17 protein-coding genes and 1 pseudogene are annotated in these 20,601 nt (G+C 38.5%); 2 read left to right on the top strand and 16 right to left on the bottom strand.

The window, feature by feature from the left end; translation table 11 throughout:
- The first annotated feature begins 416 nt into the window (after positions 1 to 416).
- Together typA and ppa are read left to right on the top strand one after the other, a co-directional pair.
- The gene (gene typA, locus PVV68_RS01500) at positions 417 to 2,243 is read left to right on the top strand and encodes a translational GTPase TypA (RefSeq protein ID WP_273719978.1); all 1,827 of its coding nucleotides are present in this window, start codon (positions 417 to 419) and stop codon (positions 2,241 to 2,243) included.
- 68 nt (positions 2,244 to 2,311) lie between these two features.
- Positions 2,312 to 2,842 carry an inorganic diphosphatase gene (ppa, locus tag PVV68_RS01495; protein ID WP_273719977.1) on the top strand — a complete coding sequence of 177 codons (531 nt, stop codon included), beginning with the start codon at positions 2,312 to 2,314 and terminating at the stop codon, positions 2,840 to 2,842.
- A 38-nt stretch (positions 2,843 to 2,880) separates the two neighbouring features.
- Here ppa and PVV68_RS01490 read toward each other — a convergent pair whose 3' ends face one another.
- The 16 genes and pseudogenes from PVV68_RS01490 to PVV68_RS01415 all read right to left on the bottom strand — a co-directional run.
- Entirely contained in the window at positions 2,881 to 3,198 is a 318-nt protein-coding gene (locus PVV68_RS01490; protein WP_273719976.1) for a DUF167 domain-containing protein, read from the bottom strand.
- 24 nt (positions 3,199 to 3,222) lie between these two features.
- Complete coding sequence (locus PVV68_RS01485) at positions 3,223 to 3,516, bottom strand: YggT family protein (protein ID WP_273719975.1); 294 nt, start codon at positions 3,514 to 3,516, stop codon at positions 3,223 to 3,225.
- 345 nt (positions 3,517 to 3,861) lie between these two features.
- The gene (locus tag PVV68_RS01480; protein WP_273719974.1) at positions 3,862 to 4,422 is read right to left on the bottom strand and encodes an invasion associated locus B family protein; all 561 of its coding nucleotides are present in this window, start codon (positions 4,420 to 4,422) and stop codon (positions 3,862 to 3,864) included.
- Between the two features lie 111 nt (positions 4,423 to 4,533).
- Positions 4,534 to 5,055 (bottom strand): RNA pyrophosphohydrolase, encoded by a 522-nt coding sequence (locus PVV68_RS01475; RefSeq protein WP_273719973.1) that lies wholly within the window; start codon positions 5,053 to 5,055, stop codon positions 4,534 to 4,536.
- Positions 5,056 to 5,094: 39 nt separating this feature from the next.
- Positions 5,095 to 6,405, bottom strand: coding sequence for a S41 family peptidase (locus tag PVV68_RS01470; protein WP_273719971.1), 1,311 nt, complete (start codon positions 6,403 to 6,405; stop codon positions 5,095 to 5,097).
- Positions 6,395 to 7,679: pseudogene (locus tag PVV68_RS01465) on the bottom strand (murein hydrolase activator EnvC family protein). The gene PVV68_RS01470 and the pseudogene PVV68_RS01465 overlap by 11 nt, the downstream one beginning before the upstream one ends.
- A 96-nt stretch (positions 7,680 to 7,775) precedes the next feature.
- The gene (rlmH, locus tag PVV68_RS01460) at positions 7,776 to 8,258 is read right to left on the bottom strand and encodes a 23S rRNA (pseudouridine(1915)-N(3))-methyltransferase RlmH (RefSeq protein ID WP_273719967.1); all 483 of its coding nucleotides are present in this window, start codon (positions 8,256 to 8,258) and stop codon (positions 7,776 to 7,778) included.
- 1 nt (position 8,259) lies between these two features.
- The gene (gene rsfS, locus PVV68_RS01455; RefSeq protein ID WP_273719965.1) at positions 8,260 to 8,703 is read right to left on the bottom strand and encodes a ribosome silencing factor; all 444 of its coding nucleotides are present in this window, start codon (positions 8,701 to 8,703) and stop codon (positions 8,260 to 8,262) included.
- A 303-nt stretch (positions 8,704 to 9,006) separates the two neighbouring features.
- Positions 9,007 to 9,600: a nicotinate-nucleotide adenylyltransferase gene (locus PVV68_RS01450; RefSeq protein ID WP_273719963.1), complete on the bottom strand. Its 594-nt coding sequence runs from the start codon at positions 9,598 to 9,600 to the stop codon at positions 9,007 to 9,009.
- 29 nt (positions 9,601 to 9,629) lie between these two features.
- Positions 9,630 to 10,886 carry a glutamate-5-semialdehyde dehydrogenase gene (locus PVV68_RS01445; protein ID WP_273719961.1) on the bottom strand — a complete coding sequence of 419 codons (1,257 nt, stop codon included), beginning with the start codon at positions 10,884 to 10,886 and terminating at the stop codon, positions 9,630 to 9,632.
- A gap of 48 nt (positions 10,887 to 10,934) precedes the next feature.
- Complete coding sequence (gene proB, locus PVV68_RS01440) at positions 10,935 to 12,074, bottom strand: glutamate 5-kinase (RefSeq protein ID WP_273719959.1); 1,140 nt, start codon at positions 12,072 to 12,074, stop codon at positions 10,935 to 10,937.
- Positions 12,075 to 12,079: 5 nt separating this feature from the next.
- Positions 12,080 to 13,102, bottom strand: coding sequence for a GTPase ObgE (gene obgE, locus PVV68_RS01435; RefSeq protein WP_273719957.1), 1,023 nt, complete (start codon positions 13,100 to 13,102; stop codon positions 12,080 to 12,082).
- A gap of 178 nt (positions 13,103 to 13,280) precedes the next feature.
- Positions 13,281 to 14,003, bottom strand: a complete 723-nt coding sequence (locus tag PVV68_RS01430; RefSeq protein ID WP_273719955.1) for an RlmE family RNA methyltransferase — start codon at positions 14,001 to 14,003, stop codon at positions 13,281 to 13,283.
- 35 nt (positions 14,004 to 14,038) lie between these two features.
- Positions 14,039 to 15,349 (bottom strand): Ppx/GppA phosphatase family protein, encoded by a 1,311-nt coding sequence (locus tag PVV68_RS01425; RefSeq protein WP_273719954.1) that lies wholly within the window; start codon positions 15,347 to 15,349, stop codon positions 14,039 to 14,041.
- 803 nt (positions 15,350 to 16,152) lie between these two features.
- A complete protein-coding gene (locus PVV68_RS01420; protein ID WP_273719951.1) occupies positions 16,153 to 16,761 on the bottom strand; it encodes an invasion associated locus B family protein in 609 nt (202 codons plus the stop codon).
- Positions 16,758 to 20,601: Vomp family autotransporter (locus PVV68_RS01415; protein ID WP_273782589.1), on the bottom strand; the 3,844-nt coding region annotated here is incomplete at its 5' end. The genes PVV68_RS01415 and PVV68_RS01420, both read right to left, overlap by 4 nt.

Genomic DNA, 20,601 nt, shown 5'->3' with positions numbered 1-20,601 from the left:
AAAATGATAAAAAAAGACAAATAAATATCCTCATTCTCATTTAGCAGAGAAAAATGAAACTCTGCCCAAAACACTGAGCTCTTTCAATCGTTATCCAAAGCATACCACTATATTGTGTCTCAATGTTTATTTATAAGCAAAAGTGCAATGATACATTTTGCTTATAGAAAGAGCAAATGACATTATTTATTTTCTGAGTGCATCCTTTATACAAAATGTTCATATATTCAAAAATTTTTGATAACATTCTTCTAGGCTAACAGAACATGAGAAACTTTTGTAAACACTTTGCTATAAAAATATTTCCTCTCTTCCAAAATTATAAAAAAACATGTAAAAGGTTCTGTAATAGTAAGGTAAAGGACGCAAAGGCGTTGCCTCAAGTGAAATTTCATTAAACGAAAAGAAGAAAATTTATGCAATTGCGCAATATCGCCATCATTGCCCATGTTGACCATGGCAAAACAACGCTCGTAGACGAGCTTCTCAAGCAATCAGGAAACTTTCGTGATAATCAGCGTACCAGTGAACGTATGATGGATTCAAACGATATTGAAAAAGAACGCGGAATTACAATTTTAGCAAAAGTAACATCCGTTGTTTGGAAAGATACTCGGATTAACATTGTTGATACACCAGGACACGCTGATTTTGGTGGAGAAGTTGAACGTATTTTGAATATGGTAGATGGGGCAATTGTCCTTGTTGATGCCGCTGAAGGTCCAATGCCGCAAACAAAATTTGTCGTTGGCAAAGCATTGAAAGTCGGTTTACGCCCCATTGTTGCTATCAATAAAATTGACCGAGCTGATGCTCGTGCTGATGAAGTTATCAATGAGGTTTTTGACCTTTTCGCTGCTCTCGATGCAAGTGATGAACAGCTTGATTTTCCTATCCTTTATGGATCGGGTCGCGATGGTTGGATGGCTGAAACTCCCGAAGGGCCAAAAGATCAAGGACTTGGTCCTTTGTTTGATCTTGTAACCCGCCATGTTCCTGCGCCTCATGTAGCAGAAGGACCATTCCGTATGATTGGAACTATTCTTGAAGCTGATCCATTTTTGGGGCGGATTATTACAGGCCGTATTCATTCAGGCACTATAAAATCCAATCAAAGTGTGAAAGTTCTTGGGCAAGATGGAAAGCTTTTAGAAACGGGGCGTATTTCAAAAATTTTGGCATTTCGTGGGTTGGAACGGCAACCTATTGAAGAAAGTAGTGCTGGTGACATTGTAGCAATTGCGGGCTTACAAAAAGGTACCGTTGCTGATACCTTCTGTGATCTCGCGGTCAATGAACCTCTTACTGCTCAACCAATTGATCCTCCCACTGTTACGATGAGCTTTCTTGTCAATGATAGCCCTCTTGCTGGAACTGAAGGCGATAAAGTAACAAGCCGTGTTATCCGTGATCGTTTGTTTAAAGAAGCAGAAGGGAATGTAGCCCTTAAAATTGAAGAATCAGCCGATAAAGATTCCTTCTACGTTTCAGGACGGGGAGAATTGCAACTTGCCGTTCTCATTGAAAATATGCGCCGTGAAGGGTTTGAGCTGAGTGTTTCTCGTCCACGGGTTGTTATGCAAAAAGATGAAAACGGAACAACTCTTGAACCAATCGAGGAAGTTGTCATTGATGTTGACGAAGAATATTCTGGAACTGTCGTTCAAAAAATGTCTGAACGTAAGGCTGAAATGGTTGAATTACGCCCCTCTGGAGGAAATCGTGTCCGTCTTGTCTTTTATGCACCAACGCGAGGGCTTATTGGCTACCAATCGGAACTTTTAACGGATACACGCGGTACAGCTATTATGAATCGTCTTTTCCATGCCTATGAGCCTTACAAAGGAGACATTAGTGGTCGTGTCAATGGTGTGATGATTTCAAACGATAATGGTGAATCCGTCGCTTATGCTCTTTTTAATCTTGAAGATCGTGGGCCTATGATCATTGATGCCGGTGTTAAAGTCTATCAAGGCATGATTATTGGCATCCACTCACGGGATAATGACTTAGAAGTGAATGTGTTAAAAGGAAAAAAGCTCACCAACATGCGTGCTTCTGGAAAAGATGAAGCCGTAAAATTAACGCCTCCTCTTAAAATGACATTAGAACGTGCTCTATCGTGGATACAAGATGACGAACTTGTGGAGGTAACTCCTAAAAGTATTCGTCTTCGTAAACTTTATCTAGATCCTAATGAACGCAAACGTTTTGAAAAAACACGTGCATCAATTTCAAACTAATTTCATAACTTCTTCGGTCAAATATTTTATGAGACCTCACTTCCTCACACTCTGGAAAGGATATTTACATGAATATTAAAGAAATCCCCGTTGGTAAAAATCCACCACAAGACATCAATGTTATTGTAGAAGTTTCTCTTGGTGGACAACCAATAAAATATGAGATGGACAAAAAATCGGGAGCATTATTTGTTGACCGTTTTCTTCATACATCAATGGTTTATCCTGGAAATTATGGTTTTGTCCCCCATACCCTTTCAGATGATGGTGATCCCATTGACGTTCTTATTTGTAATACGCGTCCACTCCTTCCTGGTTGTGTTATTAATGTTTGCCCCATCGGAGCCCTGATTATGGAAGATGATGGAGGTAAAGATGAAAAAATTATTGCTGTCCCTACCCCAAAATTAACAAAACGTTATCTTAATATCCATGACTATACAGATCTTCCCGAAATTACACTCAAACAAATTGAGCATTTCTTTGCCCATTACAAAGATCTTGAACCTGGAAAATGGGCTAAAATTGAAGGTTGGCGGGATAAAAATTTTGCGTGTGAACTGATTAAGCAAGCCATTGAGCGTCATGAAAATTTATGATTTCTTCAAAAATAAAAGCCTGTTTTTTCAATGGGCTGTTATTTTGAGGTGTAATCACCTAAAGATTGCCATATTTGTTTTAGCTCTTCTAAGTGTCTTGAAAAATAGAGTTGTTTGTAACGGGATGTTGCGCCATTTTTAAGCGAAATACAAGCAGATGGAATTTTCCATTGCTTCGTTAAAAATTTGATAAGTGCTTTATTTGCTTTTCCATCTTCAGGAACAGCACGCAAGCGTATAACCAAATACTGCTTTCCATTATCTCTACATTCAACACCCATTATGCGATCTACAGACGATTTTGGAATGAGATATACAAATAAAATTAAACCATTCGTGTCAAATCGATAAAACATTTTTATTCATCTCATGCAATATCTTTACAGATACATATCTGTGTAAACCCGCCACATAAACATACGAATAAAATAAATAATGATAAACACTACAACAGGTGAAATATCAATTGTTCCAAGATTTGGCAAAAACTGCCGAATACGGCTTAAAACTGGTTCTGTCAAGCGATACAAAAAGCTTCCTATTAAAACAACAAAGCGATTTCGTGCATTTACGATGTTAAATGCATAAAGCCAAGAAAAAATGACATTTGCGATTAAAATATCAATATAAATATCTAAAATAAGATCAATCACTTGAAGCAATGCATAAACCATGCCTTATCCTTTTTTCTATTCAAGAAAGAGAAGATCTTATAGAGAACTTTCATTAAAATGAGCTTGTTTATTAAACAATGGTTTTATACTCTAACATTTTTTCTACAAATTAAAGGATCTAAACATCTCAATTCTTCACTTCTATAATAATAATAATAATGAAACTCATAATCGGAATAAAAAATGACTTACCAAAATAAAAGCAACGGAAAACATTCTGAGAATCTCCAAAAGACTTTGAAAATCTCTTCTATAACAACACTGTTATTTTAAGCGTAAGCTTATTACAAAAAACGCTCAGGCTAAAAACGGCCTTAAAAGGCCGCCTTTTTTATATTCCATAGATTATTTCTGCAAAGCAGACAAACGATTAAGAGCATTACTAAAACCATTCAGTTGAACGAACAAATCATTCAAAGGTGGTTCGCCTGGAGCAGCAATCGTCATAGCTAGCTTCAAATGCTTTCCAGAGCGTAAAGCTGCTACATGATTTTTGTCAAAAACTATTGGAACAATACAACCTGCTGGTACACAAGTGCGAATACCGGTCTCGATAACAGCTTTCCCTTCATCGACTTGTAAACGAACAGGCTTAGAAACTAAAATACCAAAAGGAACCGTTAAATTACCAGATACCACACCATCAGCATTAAGCATAACGTTCATAGCCACAACCACGCGACCTTGATCATTCACTTCCTGACGGCCCATAAAACAAATCTTCTTGCCTTCCTGTATACCGCAGCTAATGCTCCACAAGCCATAGGTCTCAGTCAAAGAAGAAGCACCATTTGGTAAAGTCGCTGCTGCTGGTTTAGTCGCAGCTGGCTTTGAATCTGATGCAAATGCAACAGAAGAAATACTCAAGAGAGTAAAAACTATAAGTAAATTAAATAACTTTTTCATCTTATATTCCAGTTCTTTACATAAAAGAGAAACATTTTTGTTATTATGTTAATGACTATACATAATATCAAGCATCCTCATAAAAAAGAGCTTGCTATCATTATATAGCTTTTATATTCCTCTAAGGCTACTGCGAAATTCGTTGACAACTTGCATATAAACACGCTTTTTAAAAGAAACCACAATCGAGGGAAGGTTTTCCAAATCAGCCCATTTCCACTGGTCGAATTCTGCTTTATGACCATTTGGTGGAGGGTTTATAGCAATTTCATGTTGATCTCCTGTAAACTGAAAAGCAAACCATTTTTGTATTTGTCCACGATATTTATTGTTTAATGTACAGCCAACAAGTTCTTGTGGAAAATCATAATGGAACCAATCCTGTGCTTCCTTAATCAACTTTATAGATCGGATTCCCGTTTCTTCGTAAAGTTCACGACATGCTGCATCAAATGGTTCTTCATTCTCATCTATCCCCCCTTGAGGAAGCTGCCACCGATGAGACATATCAGTATCGGTATGAGCGCATGTCATTAAACGGCGCCCAACCCAAACTTCACCCACATGATTAAAGACAACAATCCCCACAGATTTTCTATAAGGAAGCGCCTTTACATTAACCACCGCATTCATTCAATTACCTCCCAAATGCATAAACTGTACACACCTTTTCTACTTTAAAACATCCTTATTGGAATCTGGTGGAAATGCTGCATTTGCCATTTCACCTCGTAACAGCTTATAAGCCTCATGTAATTGAACATCATCTTTGGGATCTTGCGGAACAAACGCAGCTGAGCCAGAACCTTTATTATTTTCTCGTTTCCCTTTGATATGCCCTTGTAATGCAGATTCACCAACCTTTACATCATAACCTTTATATTTTTCAGGAAGTGGTTGCTCTACAATAATATCAGGTGTAATCCCTGTGCCTTGAATTGAGGTGCCGGACGGAGTGTAATAAAGTGCTGTTGTTAAGCGTAAAGCACCATTTTCACCCAAGGGGATAATTGTTTGGACAGATCCCTTACCAAAAGATTGTGTTCCTAAAATTGTTGCACGACGATGATCTTGCAATGCACCTGCAACAATTTCAGAAGCACTTGCCGAACCACCATTAATAAGTACAATGAGAGGCTTTCCATTGATGATATCTCCTGGTTTAGCATCAAATCTTGTCACATCACTCTTTTTACGCCCACGGGTCGATACAATCTCACCTTTATTGAGAAAAGCACTCGAAACATTTACTGCTTGGTCTAAAAGACCACCGGGATTAAGCCGTAAATCAAGAACATACCCCTTTAATTTATCTTGAGGAATTTTAGATTGGATATCTTTAATTGCAGCCTGAAGATTACCAAAAGTTTGCTCAGAAAACTGAATAATCCTTACATAACCAATATCGTTCTCAACACGATATTTTACCGCTTTCACTTTGATGATATCACGAACAACTTTAATTTCGAGTGGCTTATCAACACCAGAACGAATAATTGTCAACATAATTGGTGTGCCAGGCGCACCCCGCATCTTATTAACAGCTTCATTCAATGTATAACCATTAGTTTGTGCACCATCAATTTTTGAAATGAGATCTCCTGCTAAAATCCCTGCTTTTGAAGCAGGTGTGTCATCCATTGGAGAAACAACTTTAATTAAATTTTTCTCCATGGTAACTTCAATACCAAGACCTCCAAATTCTCCTTTCGTAGAATCCCGCATTTCTTTGGCTTCTTGCGCATTCATATAAGATGAATGGGGGTCAAGTGATGTGAGCATCCCATTGACAGCATTTTCAATAAGTTTTTTATCATTTGGAACCGTAACGTACTGCATACGTACTCGTTCGAAAATATCGCCAAATAGAGCCAGCTCTTTATATACATCATTTTCATTATTCGCAGCAACAGACTGCACCATAATCATTGAACTGGCGCCGAGCAATACCCCAGCGACCAAAAGAATAACTTTACGAATCATTTTGGTTCCTTCTCGTTTTTTTCAGTCCGCCACCAAGGAGTTGGATTTACAGGCTTCCCCTGCTTTCTAAACTCAATGTAAAGCATTGGAACAGTTTTGCCTATATCCAATGCAACACTGTTCGCAATAAATTGCATTCCCATTGTGCCAAGAGGTTCACCTGCAAGAACAAACTGCCCCTGAGTGACATTAATTCTCGACATTCCAGTCAGAACAATATGATAACCATTCCCAACATTGAGAATAATTAACTGTCCGTAAGAACGAAATGGTCCAGCAAAAGCAACAAGAGCATCAGCAGGAGATATAACAACTGCAGCTTCTTCTGTTTCAACCATTTCACCAAAGCGTGTAATCTGCGCACTTTTGTGTACATGCCGAACTTTTGTTCCTACAACAGGAAAAAGCAAAGAGCCTTTTCGGCTTTCAAAATTGTTTTGCTCTAACAATTGTAAATTTTTCCGTACCTGTATGGATGTATCAAAACTCAGTTTTGATTGACGGTCAAGTTCTACAATCAATTCTTCCAAAGACTGCGCTTTTTTAGCTAGAACAATACTGTTTTGTTGCTGTTGTGTAAGTTCCTCTTCTGACTTTTTTTGTAATTTGGCTTTTTCTTCTAACAAAAGCTTTAAACGTTTTCTCTGCTCTGCTTGATTTTGCATTTTGGTTTTTAAGGCTGCATATTCCGCAGCAATTGAATTACTCAAAGTGGTCAATTCCTTGAGACTCTCTGTCAAGTCCCTTGTTTTCTCTTGCATCTGAGGTACGACAGCCCCTAATAAAATAGAACTCCGTACAGAAGCTAACGCATCCTCAGGTTGCACCATAAGAGCAGGAGGAGGCTTTAACCCCATACGTTCTAAGATAGCGAGAACTTCTGCAAATTCAGCACGACGATTTTTTAAACTTTGATGAATTTGTGCCCGCTTTTCTATCATCTTTTTTAGCTTTTTTTCCCTTTCAGCAATATCATTTGCTATCGCACGTTCTAATTTAGCAGTTTTTATGAGTGCATCCCTTAAAGCATGTTGATCTTTCTTTAAATGCTCAACTTGACGTGTAAGAAAAGCAACACGTTCACGCGAGATGGAAATATTTTGGCGAATTTCTACCAACTCTTTATGTGCTGTCTCTACACTTCTTATGCTATCCTCAGCATGTAAGATAGAACAGCAAAAAAACATACTCAAGAACAGTACGACAAATATCACACATTCCTCATATAAACATCGCATTTTTCTATGAAGAAGCTTCTTCATTTGCCCAACCATTAAGCATCATCGCATAAACTAGCGATGCTTTAAATGATGTCCGCTAAAACAATATTAATAAATACATAAATAAGTGCTAAAAATCGCATAAAAATTTTAAGCCCTATGATAAGGATGATTAGTTGCAATCGTTACAGCACGATAAAGCTGTTCTGTAAGGAGTATACGGGCAATTTGATGTGGCCATGTCATAAAACCAAAAGACAACAGAAAATCAGCACGACTTCTTATCTGTTCATTATGTCCATCAGGACCTCCTAAAGCAATTACGAGATCACGGATGCCTTCATCACGATAAAATCCCAGTTTTTCAGCAAAAGCAGATGATGAAATTGACTTTCCACGCTCATCCAATACAATTAACCGACACTTTTCAGGGAGGAACTCGATAAGCTTTCTTCCTTCTTCTTCCATACGCTGGTATGCTGTTTGAGCACGACTTTCTGATATTTCTTGTAGTTTTTTTAAATGAAATCCTACTGCTCCACAACTTTTAGAAAAACGATCCAAATAATGATCAACTAATTTATGTTCTGCTCCCTTTTTCATACGCCCAACAGCAAAAATAGAAATTTGCATGTTAATGATCTCCAACGAGAACCGATTTTGTATTGTTGAAATCTGGAGTAAGCCACATTTTTTCTAGATTGTAAAAGAGACGAATTTCCGGACGAAAAAGATGAACAATAATATCACCTGTATCAATCAATACCCAATCACCTCCGGCCAGCCCTTCTACATTTGCAAAGCCGCATTTTTTGTCTTTCCAAGTACGTAACAAATGATCAGCAACAGCAGAGACATGACGCTTTGAATTTGCTGAAGCTATAACTATGTAATCAGCTAAAGACGACTTCACCTGAATATCAATGGAGATAATATCTTCTGCTTTTGTATCCTCTAAACTCTTGAGAATAATTTTGAGACCATCTCTCACAGAAAAGACTTTTTTTTCTGCGCGTGATGCGATACCGTGAAAGTGTTTTTCTATTAGGTTTTCCAGACCAATATCCTTTCTTATCATTTAAAGTATAAAAGGAACTTCTTCGTAAAAAAAGAAGTGAGAATCCCCCATACTCCTCCTTGTCCTTTAGAACAAAGATCTTCACTCCTCCACCAATCTATCATAAGATTGGTTCAGATTTGCTCTCCCTCTTAAGCTCCTTGATGGCTTCACTTTATAAGCTTATTATAAGCTTAACTAAACAAGCCCTACCTTGAATGTCCCATTTAATTTCACTCTTTTACACTTAATTGATGCAAAAGAAAATTGAATTTATATCACTATCCTGAAGAGCAGTATTTTATGGCATTTAAAATAAAATGTTCAAGAAAAATTGTTCTTCTTTAAACGAAGATTCGTTGAAGACTCAAAAGACAAAGGCCCATGCAAATAACTCCAAACTGGTGGTTTCATAAAAGGTAATCGTCTACTTTCTCTCTCATCTAAACGAAAAGAACGATAAATATGTGCCACAGGAGAAGAGAGTGCTGACATATGCACAAAAGGACGATCAATAACCGCAAGAGGAAGCATAGAGATGATATCATGCCATCGATACCAATGATGAATCGTGGCAAAACTATCTGCACCTATAATCCATACAAAACGGACACCTCGATAATGCGTCAGAATATGAGAAATCGTATCCACGGATACTTTACTGCCTATCGTCTGCTCAAAACCGGTTACACGAATCTTTGGATGATCAACCAATTGAACACAGAGCTGCATTCTCTCTTCTAAAGAGAGTAAGTGTGTACGATCTTTTAAGGGATTTTGTGGTGTTACCATCCACCATAATTGATCAAGATGCAACCGCCGAATTGCAATTTTTGCAACAAGAAGATGTCCCTTATGAGGTGGATTAAAAGACCCCCCAAAAAGCCCCACAACATTGGACCTTTCAACATGGGGCATACGATCTTTCCACGGGAAAAAAAGCTGTTTCAAGATCTAACCTGTCCATTTCCCCTAATATGGTACTGAAATGATGTGAGTTGTTCAACACCTATAGGACCACGCGCATGCATTTTTCCCGTGGCAATACCAATTTCCGCCCCAAAACCAAACTCACCTCCATCAGCAAATTGGGTAGATGCGTTATGAAGCAAAATAGCTGAATCTAAATGATTAAAAAATTTTTCCACCATTTCTTTATCCTCAGCAATAATCGATTCCGTATGTCCTGATGAATAACGCTTGATATGAGCAATGGCTCCCTCAATACCTTCAACTGTTTTGACAGAAAGAATGGCATCAAGATATTCGTATGACCAATCTTCTTCACAGGCTAATTTGAAACTTGGCATAAGAGAAAGAATATCTTCTGTTGCGCGAATTTCACACCCTTTCTCCTGCAAATCTGTGAGAACAGGAAGAAACTTTTTTAATGCTTTACGGTCAATAAGAACTGTTTCAACAGCGCCACATATACCTGTTCGCCGCAACTTTGCATTTAAAACAATCTTGCGCGCCATCTTTAAATCTGCTGATTGATCAATATAAATATGACAAAGCCCCTCTAAATGTGCAAAAGTTGGAACACGTGCATCAGACTGAACGCGTGCAACGAGGTTTTTTCCACCACGAGGCACAATTACATCAATCATACCATCAAGCCCTTTGAGCATTTCTCCAACGGCATCACGATCTCTCGTTCCAACCATTTGAATGGCATCTTTAGGAAAACCAGCTTTCTCTAATCCTCTCACCAACGCACAATGAAGTGCATGGGCAGAATAAAAACTATCCGAACCACCACGTAAAATTGCAGCATTTCCTGCCTTTAAACACAAAGCGCTTGCATCAATTGTAACATTTGGTCGACTTTCGTAAATAATGCCAATCACACCAAGAGGTGTCCGGACACGGCTAATATGAAGCCCATTGGGACGTATCCATTCACTCATCACTTGTCCAACAGGATCAGGCAAATGAACAATTTGGTGGACACTTTCTATAATTGCACGCAAACGCGACTCATCTAATTTAAGTCTATCAACCATTGCTGCCTTCAAATTATTTTGAGCAGCATTTTCTAAATCCTGACAATTTGCCTGTAAAATTTCAGCTGATTGAGCTTCTAAACTTAAAGCTATCATTTCTAATGCTTTGTTTTTTTGTTCAGAAGACATAACAGCCAATGCCGCAGCAGCATGGCGCGCTTTTCGCCCCATGTCCTTCATTTGTTCTTTTAAAGCCATCGTATTATCCACTTTGTTAAAACATAAAGAAGATAAAAGATAACTTTTTTAAGCAGAATCGGTCAAGCAGCGTAAAACCATATCATTGCGATGTACCATAGCAGAGCGTGCCTCATAACCTAAGATAAATTCAATTTCTTCACTTTTACGCCCCATAATGCGGACAACTTCATCTTTGCCATAATTCACAAGTCCACGAGCAATCTCAACTCTGTTTGCATCAATAATCGCAACCGTATCCCCACGATTAAATTCTCCCTCAACCCCAACAATTCCTGCAGCTAATAATGATTTTCCAGATTCAAGAGCCTTAACTGCTCCCTGATCAATCATTAAAATACCAGATGGATCTAAATGACCAGAAATCCATGTTTTCCAAGCATTGACCGGTTTTTCACTGGCAGCAAAAAAACTGCTACGTTCTCCCCTATCAAGAGCCGCAAGAGGATTCATACGCTTGCCTGAAGCAATTACCATTGCCGTTCCTGCAGAACTGGCTATTTTCCCGGCATCAAGTTTGGTCTTCATTCCTCCACGAGAAAACTCTGAAGCAGCAACATCCGCCATTTTTTCGATATCACTGGTAATTGAAGCAATAAAAGGAATAAATTCAGCTGTTGGATCACGATGGGGGGACTTGGTATAAAGTCCATCAATATCTGATAAAAGTATCAAAAGATCCGAGCCCATCATTGTTGCCACACGTGCTGCTAAACGATCATTATCACCATAGCGAATTTCACTTGTTGCTACAGTATCATTTTCATTAATAACAGGCACCGCTCCAAAACGCAAAAGCACATTAATCGTAGCACGAGCATTGAGATAACGTCGCCGTTCTTCTGTATCAAATAGAGTGAGTAAAATTTGTCCCGTTTTTAATCCATACCGCGCAAGCGCATCACCATAGGTTTTTGCTAATTCAATTTGCCCTAAAGCAGCACATGCCTGACTCTCTTCTAATTTTAAAGTTCCGTTGGGAAGCTGTAGTAATGTCCTTCCTAAAGCAATGGCCCCTGAAGAAACCAGTAAAATCTCCACGCCTTTTTTACGCAATTTGGCAACATCACTTATCAAACTGTTGAGCCATTCAGCCCGCAAACCTGTCTGAGGATCAACCAAAAGCGCAGAACCAACTTTGATCACAATGCGTTTATAATGCACAAGCTTTTGCAAACCAACTGCCATCCTCATCAATCCTGTTTTTCTCCACCATCATCCTCTTCACGTGCCATTTCAATAACACGTGCAACAGCACGGAGTACATTTTCTAAACCTTCATGACTAACCGCAGAAAACATCAAAACAGATTTACCCGTTACGCTCTGCAAAACCTCTTGTTTGGCTTTACTCTCTTCAACAGTGAGGGTGTCTATCTGACTTAAAGCTATAATTTCAGTCTTATCACTCAAATTATTTCCATAAGCCTCTAACTCATTACGTACAATCTGATAGGCTTTCGCCACATCTTCCTCTTGTGCAGAAATCAAATGAAGTAAAACACGACAACGTTCTACATGCCCTAAAAAACGGTCCCCAATCCCTACACCCTCATGAGCTCCTTCGATAAGGCCAGGAATATCAGCCAAAACAAATTCACGGGCATCAATACGTGCCACACCAAGATGTGGATGCAGAGTTGTAAAAGGATAATCTGCAATTTTTGGCTTTGCTGCCGTCACAGAAGCTAAAAAAGTTGATTTGCCAGCATTAGGCAAACCAATAAGCCCCCCATCAGCAATTAACTTCAAACGAAGCCACAATGTGCGCTCTTCTCCAGCCAATCCAGGATTTGCACGGCGAGGTGCTCGATTCGTAGATGTCGTAAAATGCAGATTTCCAAAACCACCATTTCCGCCTTTTGCAAGACGATAACGTTGTCCTACTTGTGTTAAATCACAGATTAAAGTTTTATTATCCTCTTCAAAAATTTGTGTCCCGACTGGTACTTTAAGAATGATATCATCACCCTTTTCACCCGTCATATTACGCCCCTTACCATGCCCCCCTGTTTTTGCTCTAAAATGCTGTTGGTAGCGATAATCAATCAGTGTATTAAGCCCGTCAACAACCAGTGCCCACACATCACCACCACGCCCCCCATTGCCTCCATCAGGACCACCAAATTCAATGAATTTTTCACGACGAAATGATACTGCCCCTGCCCCTCCATTGCCAGAACGAATATAGACTTTAGCTTGATCAAGAAATTTCATTGGAAACGCTCACTGAGAAATCAATCCCTTTACCTTTATAAGCAATGCATCGATTTTACCAGTCTTCATTATTGACAAAAAAACATTTTATAACATCACCAACACTATCGAAAACCGTTTAACAACATCCTTATGTTATAAATATGTAAGTAAACTTAAATATTCTGAAAAAAAGAAACTAATCTTCTTCTCTTCCTTTAAATCCAAGTGCTAAAAGGTAGAGTTCCACGGATTCTGATCGGCTTGCAGGTGGTTTAACATGATGAACTGTTTTAAAATTCTGTTTCAATGTTGTGAGAAGGGTGTTTTCGGCTCCCCCTTGAAAAGCCTTTGCTAAAAAATGCCCTCCGGGCTTAAGAACTGAAAGGGCAAAATCAGCAGCAACCTCACATAAATAAATTGTTCTTAAATGGTCCGTCTGACGATGACCTGTTGTTGGTGCAGCCATATCAGAAAGCACTACATCCGGCTTTGTTCCTAAAGCACTTATTAATTTCTGTGGTGTATCTGCGTGCAAAAAATCCATTTCCAACATCACAACCCCAGGTAATGGCTCAACAGGCAAATAATCAATGCCAACTACACTAGGTTTTTGGTCACTTGACCCTACGATACCCTTTGCCACCTGACACCATCCGCCTGGTGCCGCTCCTAAATCAATAATCTTTTGACCTTTTTTGAGAAACTTATAGCGTTCATTTATTTCAATTAACTTATAAGCTGCACGCGAACGATAACCATCCACTTTCGACTGATGAACATAAGGATCATTCAGATGTCTCTCTAACCATCTTCTTGATGATGCTTTAATGGTCCCTGCTTTCTTCTTTACACGCTGATATAGTTCATGTGATCCTGAACCACCATATCCACCAGTCGGTGTCTTTATCGTTTTTTTCATTGTTATTTATTATCTCCATGACTCTAATAACTGCCTTAGCGTTTGAACCTTTTTCCCTTCCTATGACGACGCCATACACCATCGCGTAACATTAACTCTATCAAAATTCCTTCTCTCAATCCACGATCAGCAACTCTTAATCGTTGACTTGGCCAAACTTCTCTAATAACGTCTAGAATTGCACAACCAGCTAAAATTAAATCTGCTCTACCTCGTCCAATACAAGGATTAGTCATGCGTTTTTTCATATCCCATGATAATAAACGTTGTATCATAAGAGTAATGTCTGCATCGCTCATCCAAATGCCATCAATTTGCTTCCGGTCATAACGCTCTAAATTAAGATGCATCCCTGCTAAAGTCGTAATCGTTCCAGAAGTTCCCAAAAGATGAAACTTTGAACCTTTAGCTAAAGCACCTAATTTATGACGTTCTGAAAAATTATTTAAAAAACTCCGTACATAACTTTTCATCTTTTCAAAATTATCTAAACTAACATTATTTCCCCCAAAGCGCTCAGCAAGCGTAACAACACCAACAGGAAGTGAAGTCCACGCAGTAATCTGTTCCGTTAAACGTAAAGAATGCTTTTTGGAAATATTAAGGAGCACGATTTCTGATGACCCTCCTCCAATATCAAAAAGCACAATCGCATCAGTATTTGGCTCAACAAGCGTACCACATCCCGAAACAGCAAAACGTGCTTCTGTTTCTCTATCAACAATTTCCAATTCAAGACCGGTTTCATCCAAAACACGTTGAATAAAATATTTACCATTTTTCGCCGAACGGCATGCTTCCGTTGCAACCAAGCGATAACGCTTAATACGTTTTTGTTTTAACTTAAAATGACAAATCTTTAATGCTTCAATTGTGCGATCCATCGCTTGTGTATTCAGAAAGCCATTATTCACTAATCCTTCTCCCAATCGTACAATACGTGAAAAAGCATCAACAACGCGGAAATACCCGGGCTTGCTAGGAGAGGCAATAAGAAGTCGGCAATTATTTGTTCCTAAATCAAGTGCAGCATAAAGAGGTGGAGATTGTAATTGAGAAAGCCGAGAAAGAAATGGAGATTTGATGCATTTTGTTTTTTTTACACCTACAATTTCTTGACCATGCAATTCAAAAACTTTATTTGATTGAATAAATACCCGTTTCTGTTTATTGTGTTTTTTTCGCTGTTGTTTCTCTATATCAACGGAAATAGAATCCCTCTCTCTCTGTAATAATGTAGAACAGTTATTTTTATTACACTCACGCTTATCAGATAATTGATTTGCTTTCGTATCATACACTCTTGCTCGCTTTGACACTTTTGAATTATAATTTAATGGAGGCATTTTTCCTATCCTTTAAGCATTTTCCCCCAATAAATAAACGCGAGCACTCTGCTGATCATTCATAAAGCTAAAGTAACAATGTGGTATTAAATGACAAATATCAAGAAAACATTACCTATTTTTTTATCATTAAGATTTCTATGCTAGTACCATTCAGATATTGAAATATTTTTTTGCTATTTACACAAATCCGTATTTATTTTTATGAACCTGAAACTATAAATGAAGTATTTATATTCCCTTTTATAACCTTTTAATATTTCTTTACCTCATTCACATGAAATGCATATTTATTTTAGAGAGAATAAATTTATAATTTTTCTTTGTACTCATGAGATCACAATATTGGAGTTGTAATTGCATTTTGTAAAATGACTCATCTCTTATACCATCACACAAAATGACTATATCATTTCAATTAGAAATTATTGATGTCAAATAATGTCATTATAAAATTCATAAAGAACTTTTGCAGAAATAAAATAAACTATTTCTTTCGTATTCGAGGTAATCATACTCTGTTTATTTACAACGGGCTATCTTAATGATTTTTTTTAATTTTCATGACTAACGCCACTAATTTTATCAACCTTAGTAGAAAAAATTTAAATTAATTTTTCTATTACATATACTATCTGATTGTAACTATACATTTTTAAAATGCATTCCTTTGAATTCACTTCTATATCATATCGTGTAGAACTTTTTACTCATTACTCTTCATTTAGATCTGAATTTGCAACTACATCTGAAATATAATGCAATAATTTATGAAAAATCTTTGTTAAAATACTTGATATAAGCTATCGTTGTAGAGAATTAAGTGCCGCACTTAATCCTTGAAATGGTACAATAAAAGAAAATACCTTTCCTTCTTTAACTTTATAGGAAATACGCACCTTTTTGTTTTGCTCTATTTGTTTACTAAGAACTGGTCCTACAGACGATTGTGCTAAACAGACTGTTTCATTACATTGCGTATACTGAATAAGGATAGGCTTTTTAACTCCCTCAATAAACATTCGGATAGGAACATTTGTATCAGCATTTGGCAATGTTCGCAAAAGCATTACTGCTTGCCCATTTTTTGTAGAAACAAGAGACCAACTGAAAATAGTATTATCCTCTTGATCATGAACCGTCTGTGTCACATTACATATGCCTCGCTTGAGTTTCTGTTTTTCATCTTGTTTTTCATCGCAAATCAACGTCCAATGAAAAAACTGCATAATGATACGGCGTGTTTCACCAGGTTCTCCCTTAGGAATAGATAAATGTGGTGGTTGCACTGTATAAATATTATTATTCTCGTTGGCAAAACTTTCGTTCTTGCCTAATAAGGCAAGAACGAACAAAACCTTCACAAAAATATTTTGTTTTTTTATCATAATATTCGTTTTTTTCATTATCATCTCAGCCTCAGAGTAATTCCTGCGCCTACACCCCAGTGACCTCCAGCACTCGTGACAGATACGTTAGAACGAATATTTCCATCTTCAGATGTATAACCAGCACCGATAGCGAATGCCGATTGGCTGCGCCATACACCCGTACCAAATGAAACACTTAAAGATCCTGGTATGTCATAATAACGCAAATTCGATACAGCCAAACCAATAGCCGCCGCTTGTCTAGCTTCTTTGCGAACATCCTCAACTGCATAATTTAATGTTTCAAACTTCATATCTGTATAGGCTTTGGACTCATTAACACCATTGCTTACTATATCATTCACACGATCATCCGTATATTTCTTCGCATCATCAAGAACGATCTTCATCTGTTGGTCCGTGTAATCATGCAATTGACCTCCATTAACCGCTTCTTTCGAACCACTTTCTATACGACCATCACCTACATTCTCTATCAATACTGGATCACTCTCATTACCACCAACCAACGTGATTTTATTCGTCTTCTTGCCATCTTCTCCTTTATCATACTTAACCACATCATTCGTAAACGTATTTTCAATCGCTTGTACTTGTTGATCTATATTCTCTACACGCTCCTCAACAGCTTCAACTTTCTTATTCGTCTCCCAAAGTTGGCCTCCATTAACAACTTCCTTCGAGCCTTCCGATACATCTCCATCCGCTACATGCGTAAGCTTACTATCAACCCCATTGTGACGACCATCATAACTCCCTAATTCTTCATTCCAATTTAAGCCGTTCGACGATACATTCTGCGCTACATTATTAATACGATCATTCATACCAGAAAGACTTCCATTAACTCCTTCAAACGCACCAGCTACGTTATCATAGCTCTTACTATCATCAGAACTTCCATCGCTCTTAAACTGCCTTACTTGGAACTGAGGACCTGTCCATTGACCATTCTCATACTTCGCTCCACCTCCTAAATACAGCGCTAACGTCTGATCCAGCTGATAAAGTTGGTTACCAGTGATTGCTTCTGTCGAACCTGCTGAAATGTCCCCGTCAACAAGGTGGCTAAGCTTACTATTATGCTTACCATCTCCTTTGCCATGAACTGCTACAAACGCTTTGTCATCATCACTCCACAACAATGCATTCTGCGCTATGTTGTCTGAAAGATCATGTTGAAGCTTCGTGAAAGAATTATTAACACCAGCAAAGGCGGCTGCAACATTATCATAGATCGTCTCTTCAGAACTTCCATCTTCTTTGAAGCTCACTATCTTAAAGCTTGGTGCTGTCCATGCATCATTTTCATAACTTGCACCACCTCCCAAATAACTCGCTAACCTCTGATGCAATGAATAAAGTTGAGAGCCATTCACCGCTTCTGTCGATACATCTGAAAGCTTTCCTGCTTTCACACCTGTGAGGGTCCGTGCTGCATGATCAACATTTGCAAAAGTAACTTCTGTGCCGCTCTTTTCACCTCCAACCGCAATGACACGTGTCTTCTCATCTTGCTTAACAAGACTGTCTCCTACAACTTTCGTAATCTCATTCTTAAGCTCTTTATGGATATTCGTGAATGAACTTCCTACACCAGCAAAGGCTTTCACTACATCATCATAGCTCTTCTCTTCAACTTTGCTACCATCTTCACTGATAGTGTTAACCTTAAAGCTTGGAGCACTCCATTTTCCTTCCTTATAGCCAGCACCACCACCTAAATAGCTCGCAAGCGCATTACTCATCGAATAAAGCTGTGAGCCATTCACTGCTTCTGTCGAGCCTTCTGTAAGCAATCCTGCTTTTACCCCTAAAAGGCTCCGCGCTGCATCTCCACTATTGGCAATGTTAATGCTCGTACCGCCCTTTTCCGCTCCTATCTTGATAACCTTGCTCGCTGCATCTTGCTTAACAAGACTGTCTCCTACAACTTTCGTAATCTCATTCTTAAGCTCTTTATGGATATTCGTAAAAGATGTACCAACTCCTTCAAACGCAGCAGAGACACTTTCATAGCTTTGCTCTTCAACGTCACTCCCATCATCCTTGACTGTTTTTACCTTGAAGCTTGGCGCTGTCCATTTATCTTCTTCATACTTAGCTCCACCCCCAAGGACTTTGGCTATATTTGTGCCTGCAACTTTTAGATTATCTGACACAATACTCACTTTTTTATCCGTCGCAAAAAGTTGGGAACCATTAATCGCATCATGGGAATCTTCTGCAATCTTACCATCACCAACATTGTGCAGCGCTGTAAGGACCTCATCCTTACCACCAAAAGTTATATTGCCATAATCAGTCTTACCATCTTTCTTTTTATCATAGTGAACAACCGCTGAATCTTCTGACTGAAGATGATTAATCTGGTTTGTAATTTCATTTTTGATATTCGTAAAAGATGTACCAACTCCTTCAAACGCAGCAGATACACTTGTGTAGCTCTCTTCTCCAGAATTGCCATCATCCTTTATTGTCTTTACCTTGAAATTCGGAACTGTCCATTTACCTTCTTCATACTTAGCACCGCCACCTAAATAAGTTGCAACTGTCTTATTTGTATCAAAAAGCTGACTTCCTGTAACTGCATCCGTTGAACCCTTAGAAACAGTTCCATCTAAAAGAGACGTGATTTTGCTATTGCTCTTTGCACCATCTTCACCATGAACCGCAACAAATGCCCCTTTCTCCTTGCTCCAACTCAAAGTATCCTGCGCAACGCCTTCTGAAACTTCCTTAATACGATCGTTCACATGCTGGATATTCTTATCAAGACCACTAAACGCTGTGCCAACATCACTAAACAGCTTATCTGTAACATTACCTTTTTCATCAACATCAGATAATTTATAGGTTGGTCCTGTGAAGGCTCCATTGTTAAAAGCTGCATCGCCACCAAAGAATTTTGCAACATCTTCACCAATTTTATAAATCTGTCCGCCATTAATTGCATCATGTGACTTGTCACCAATCTGACCATCACCAACATTGTGCAGCGCTGTGAGGATTTTACCCTTACCACCTAAAGTTATATTGGCATAATCAGTCTTACCATCTTTCTTTTTATTATAATGAACAACCGCTGAATCTTCTGACTGAAGATGATTAATCTGGTTCGTAATCTCATTTTTGATATTCGTAAAAGATGTGCCAACTCCTTCAAAAGCAGCAGATACATTCTGATAAGTCTCATCCTTCTCCTGACCATCCGCGTTAACTGTTTTTATCTTGAAGCTTGGAGCTGTCCATGTGCCATTCTCATAGCTCGCACCACCACCTAAAGACTGCGCAACTTCAGTACCAAATTTATGAAGCTGGTTACCAGCTACAGCATCACTTGAGGTTGCACTAATGTCTCCATCCTGAAGAGAGGTAATCTTGCTAGCTTTTTTGTCATTATCTTTCCCATGCGTTGCAACAAAGGCGTCTTTAGTCCCATCCCACAATAAAGCATCACTTTGAACTGTACTGATCTCTTTGCTAATTTCATCCTTAATATTCGCAAATTTATCTTTAACTTTCTCGAATGAATCACCAACACCGGAAAAGGCAGACGCGACATTGTCATAAGTCGAGTCAGCAACACCGCCATCTTCTTTAAAAGTCTTAACCGTAAAGCTTGGAGCTGTCCATGTGCCATTCTCATAGCTCGCACCACCACCTAAAGACTGCGCAACTTCAGTACCAAATTTATGAAGCTGGTTACCAGCTACAGCATCACTTGAGGTTGCACTAATGTCTCCATCCTGAAGAGAGGTAATCTTGCTAGCTTTTTTGTCATTATCTTTCCCATGCGTTGCAACAAAAGCGCCTTTAGTCCCATCCCACAATAAAGCATCACTTTGAACTGTACTGATC

It is taken from the genome of Bartonella sp. ML69XJBT (assembly GCF_028618515.1).
GTDB lineage: Bacteria > Pseudomonadota > Alphaproteobacteria > Rhizobiales > Rhizobiaceae > Bartonella.
The sequence above is the reverse complement of the archived record's forward strand: the minus strand, read 5'-3'. Positions and strand labels throughout refer to the sequence as shown.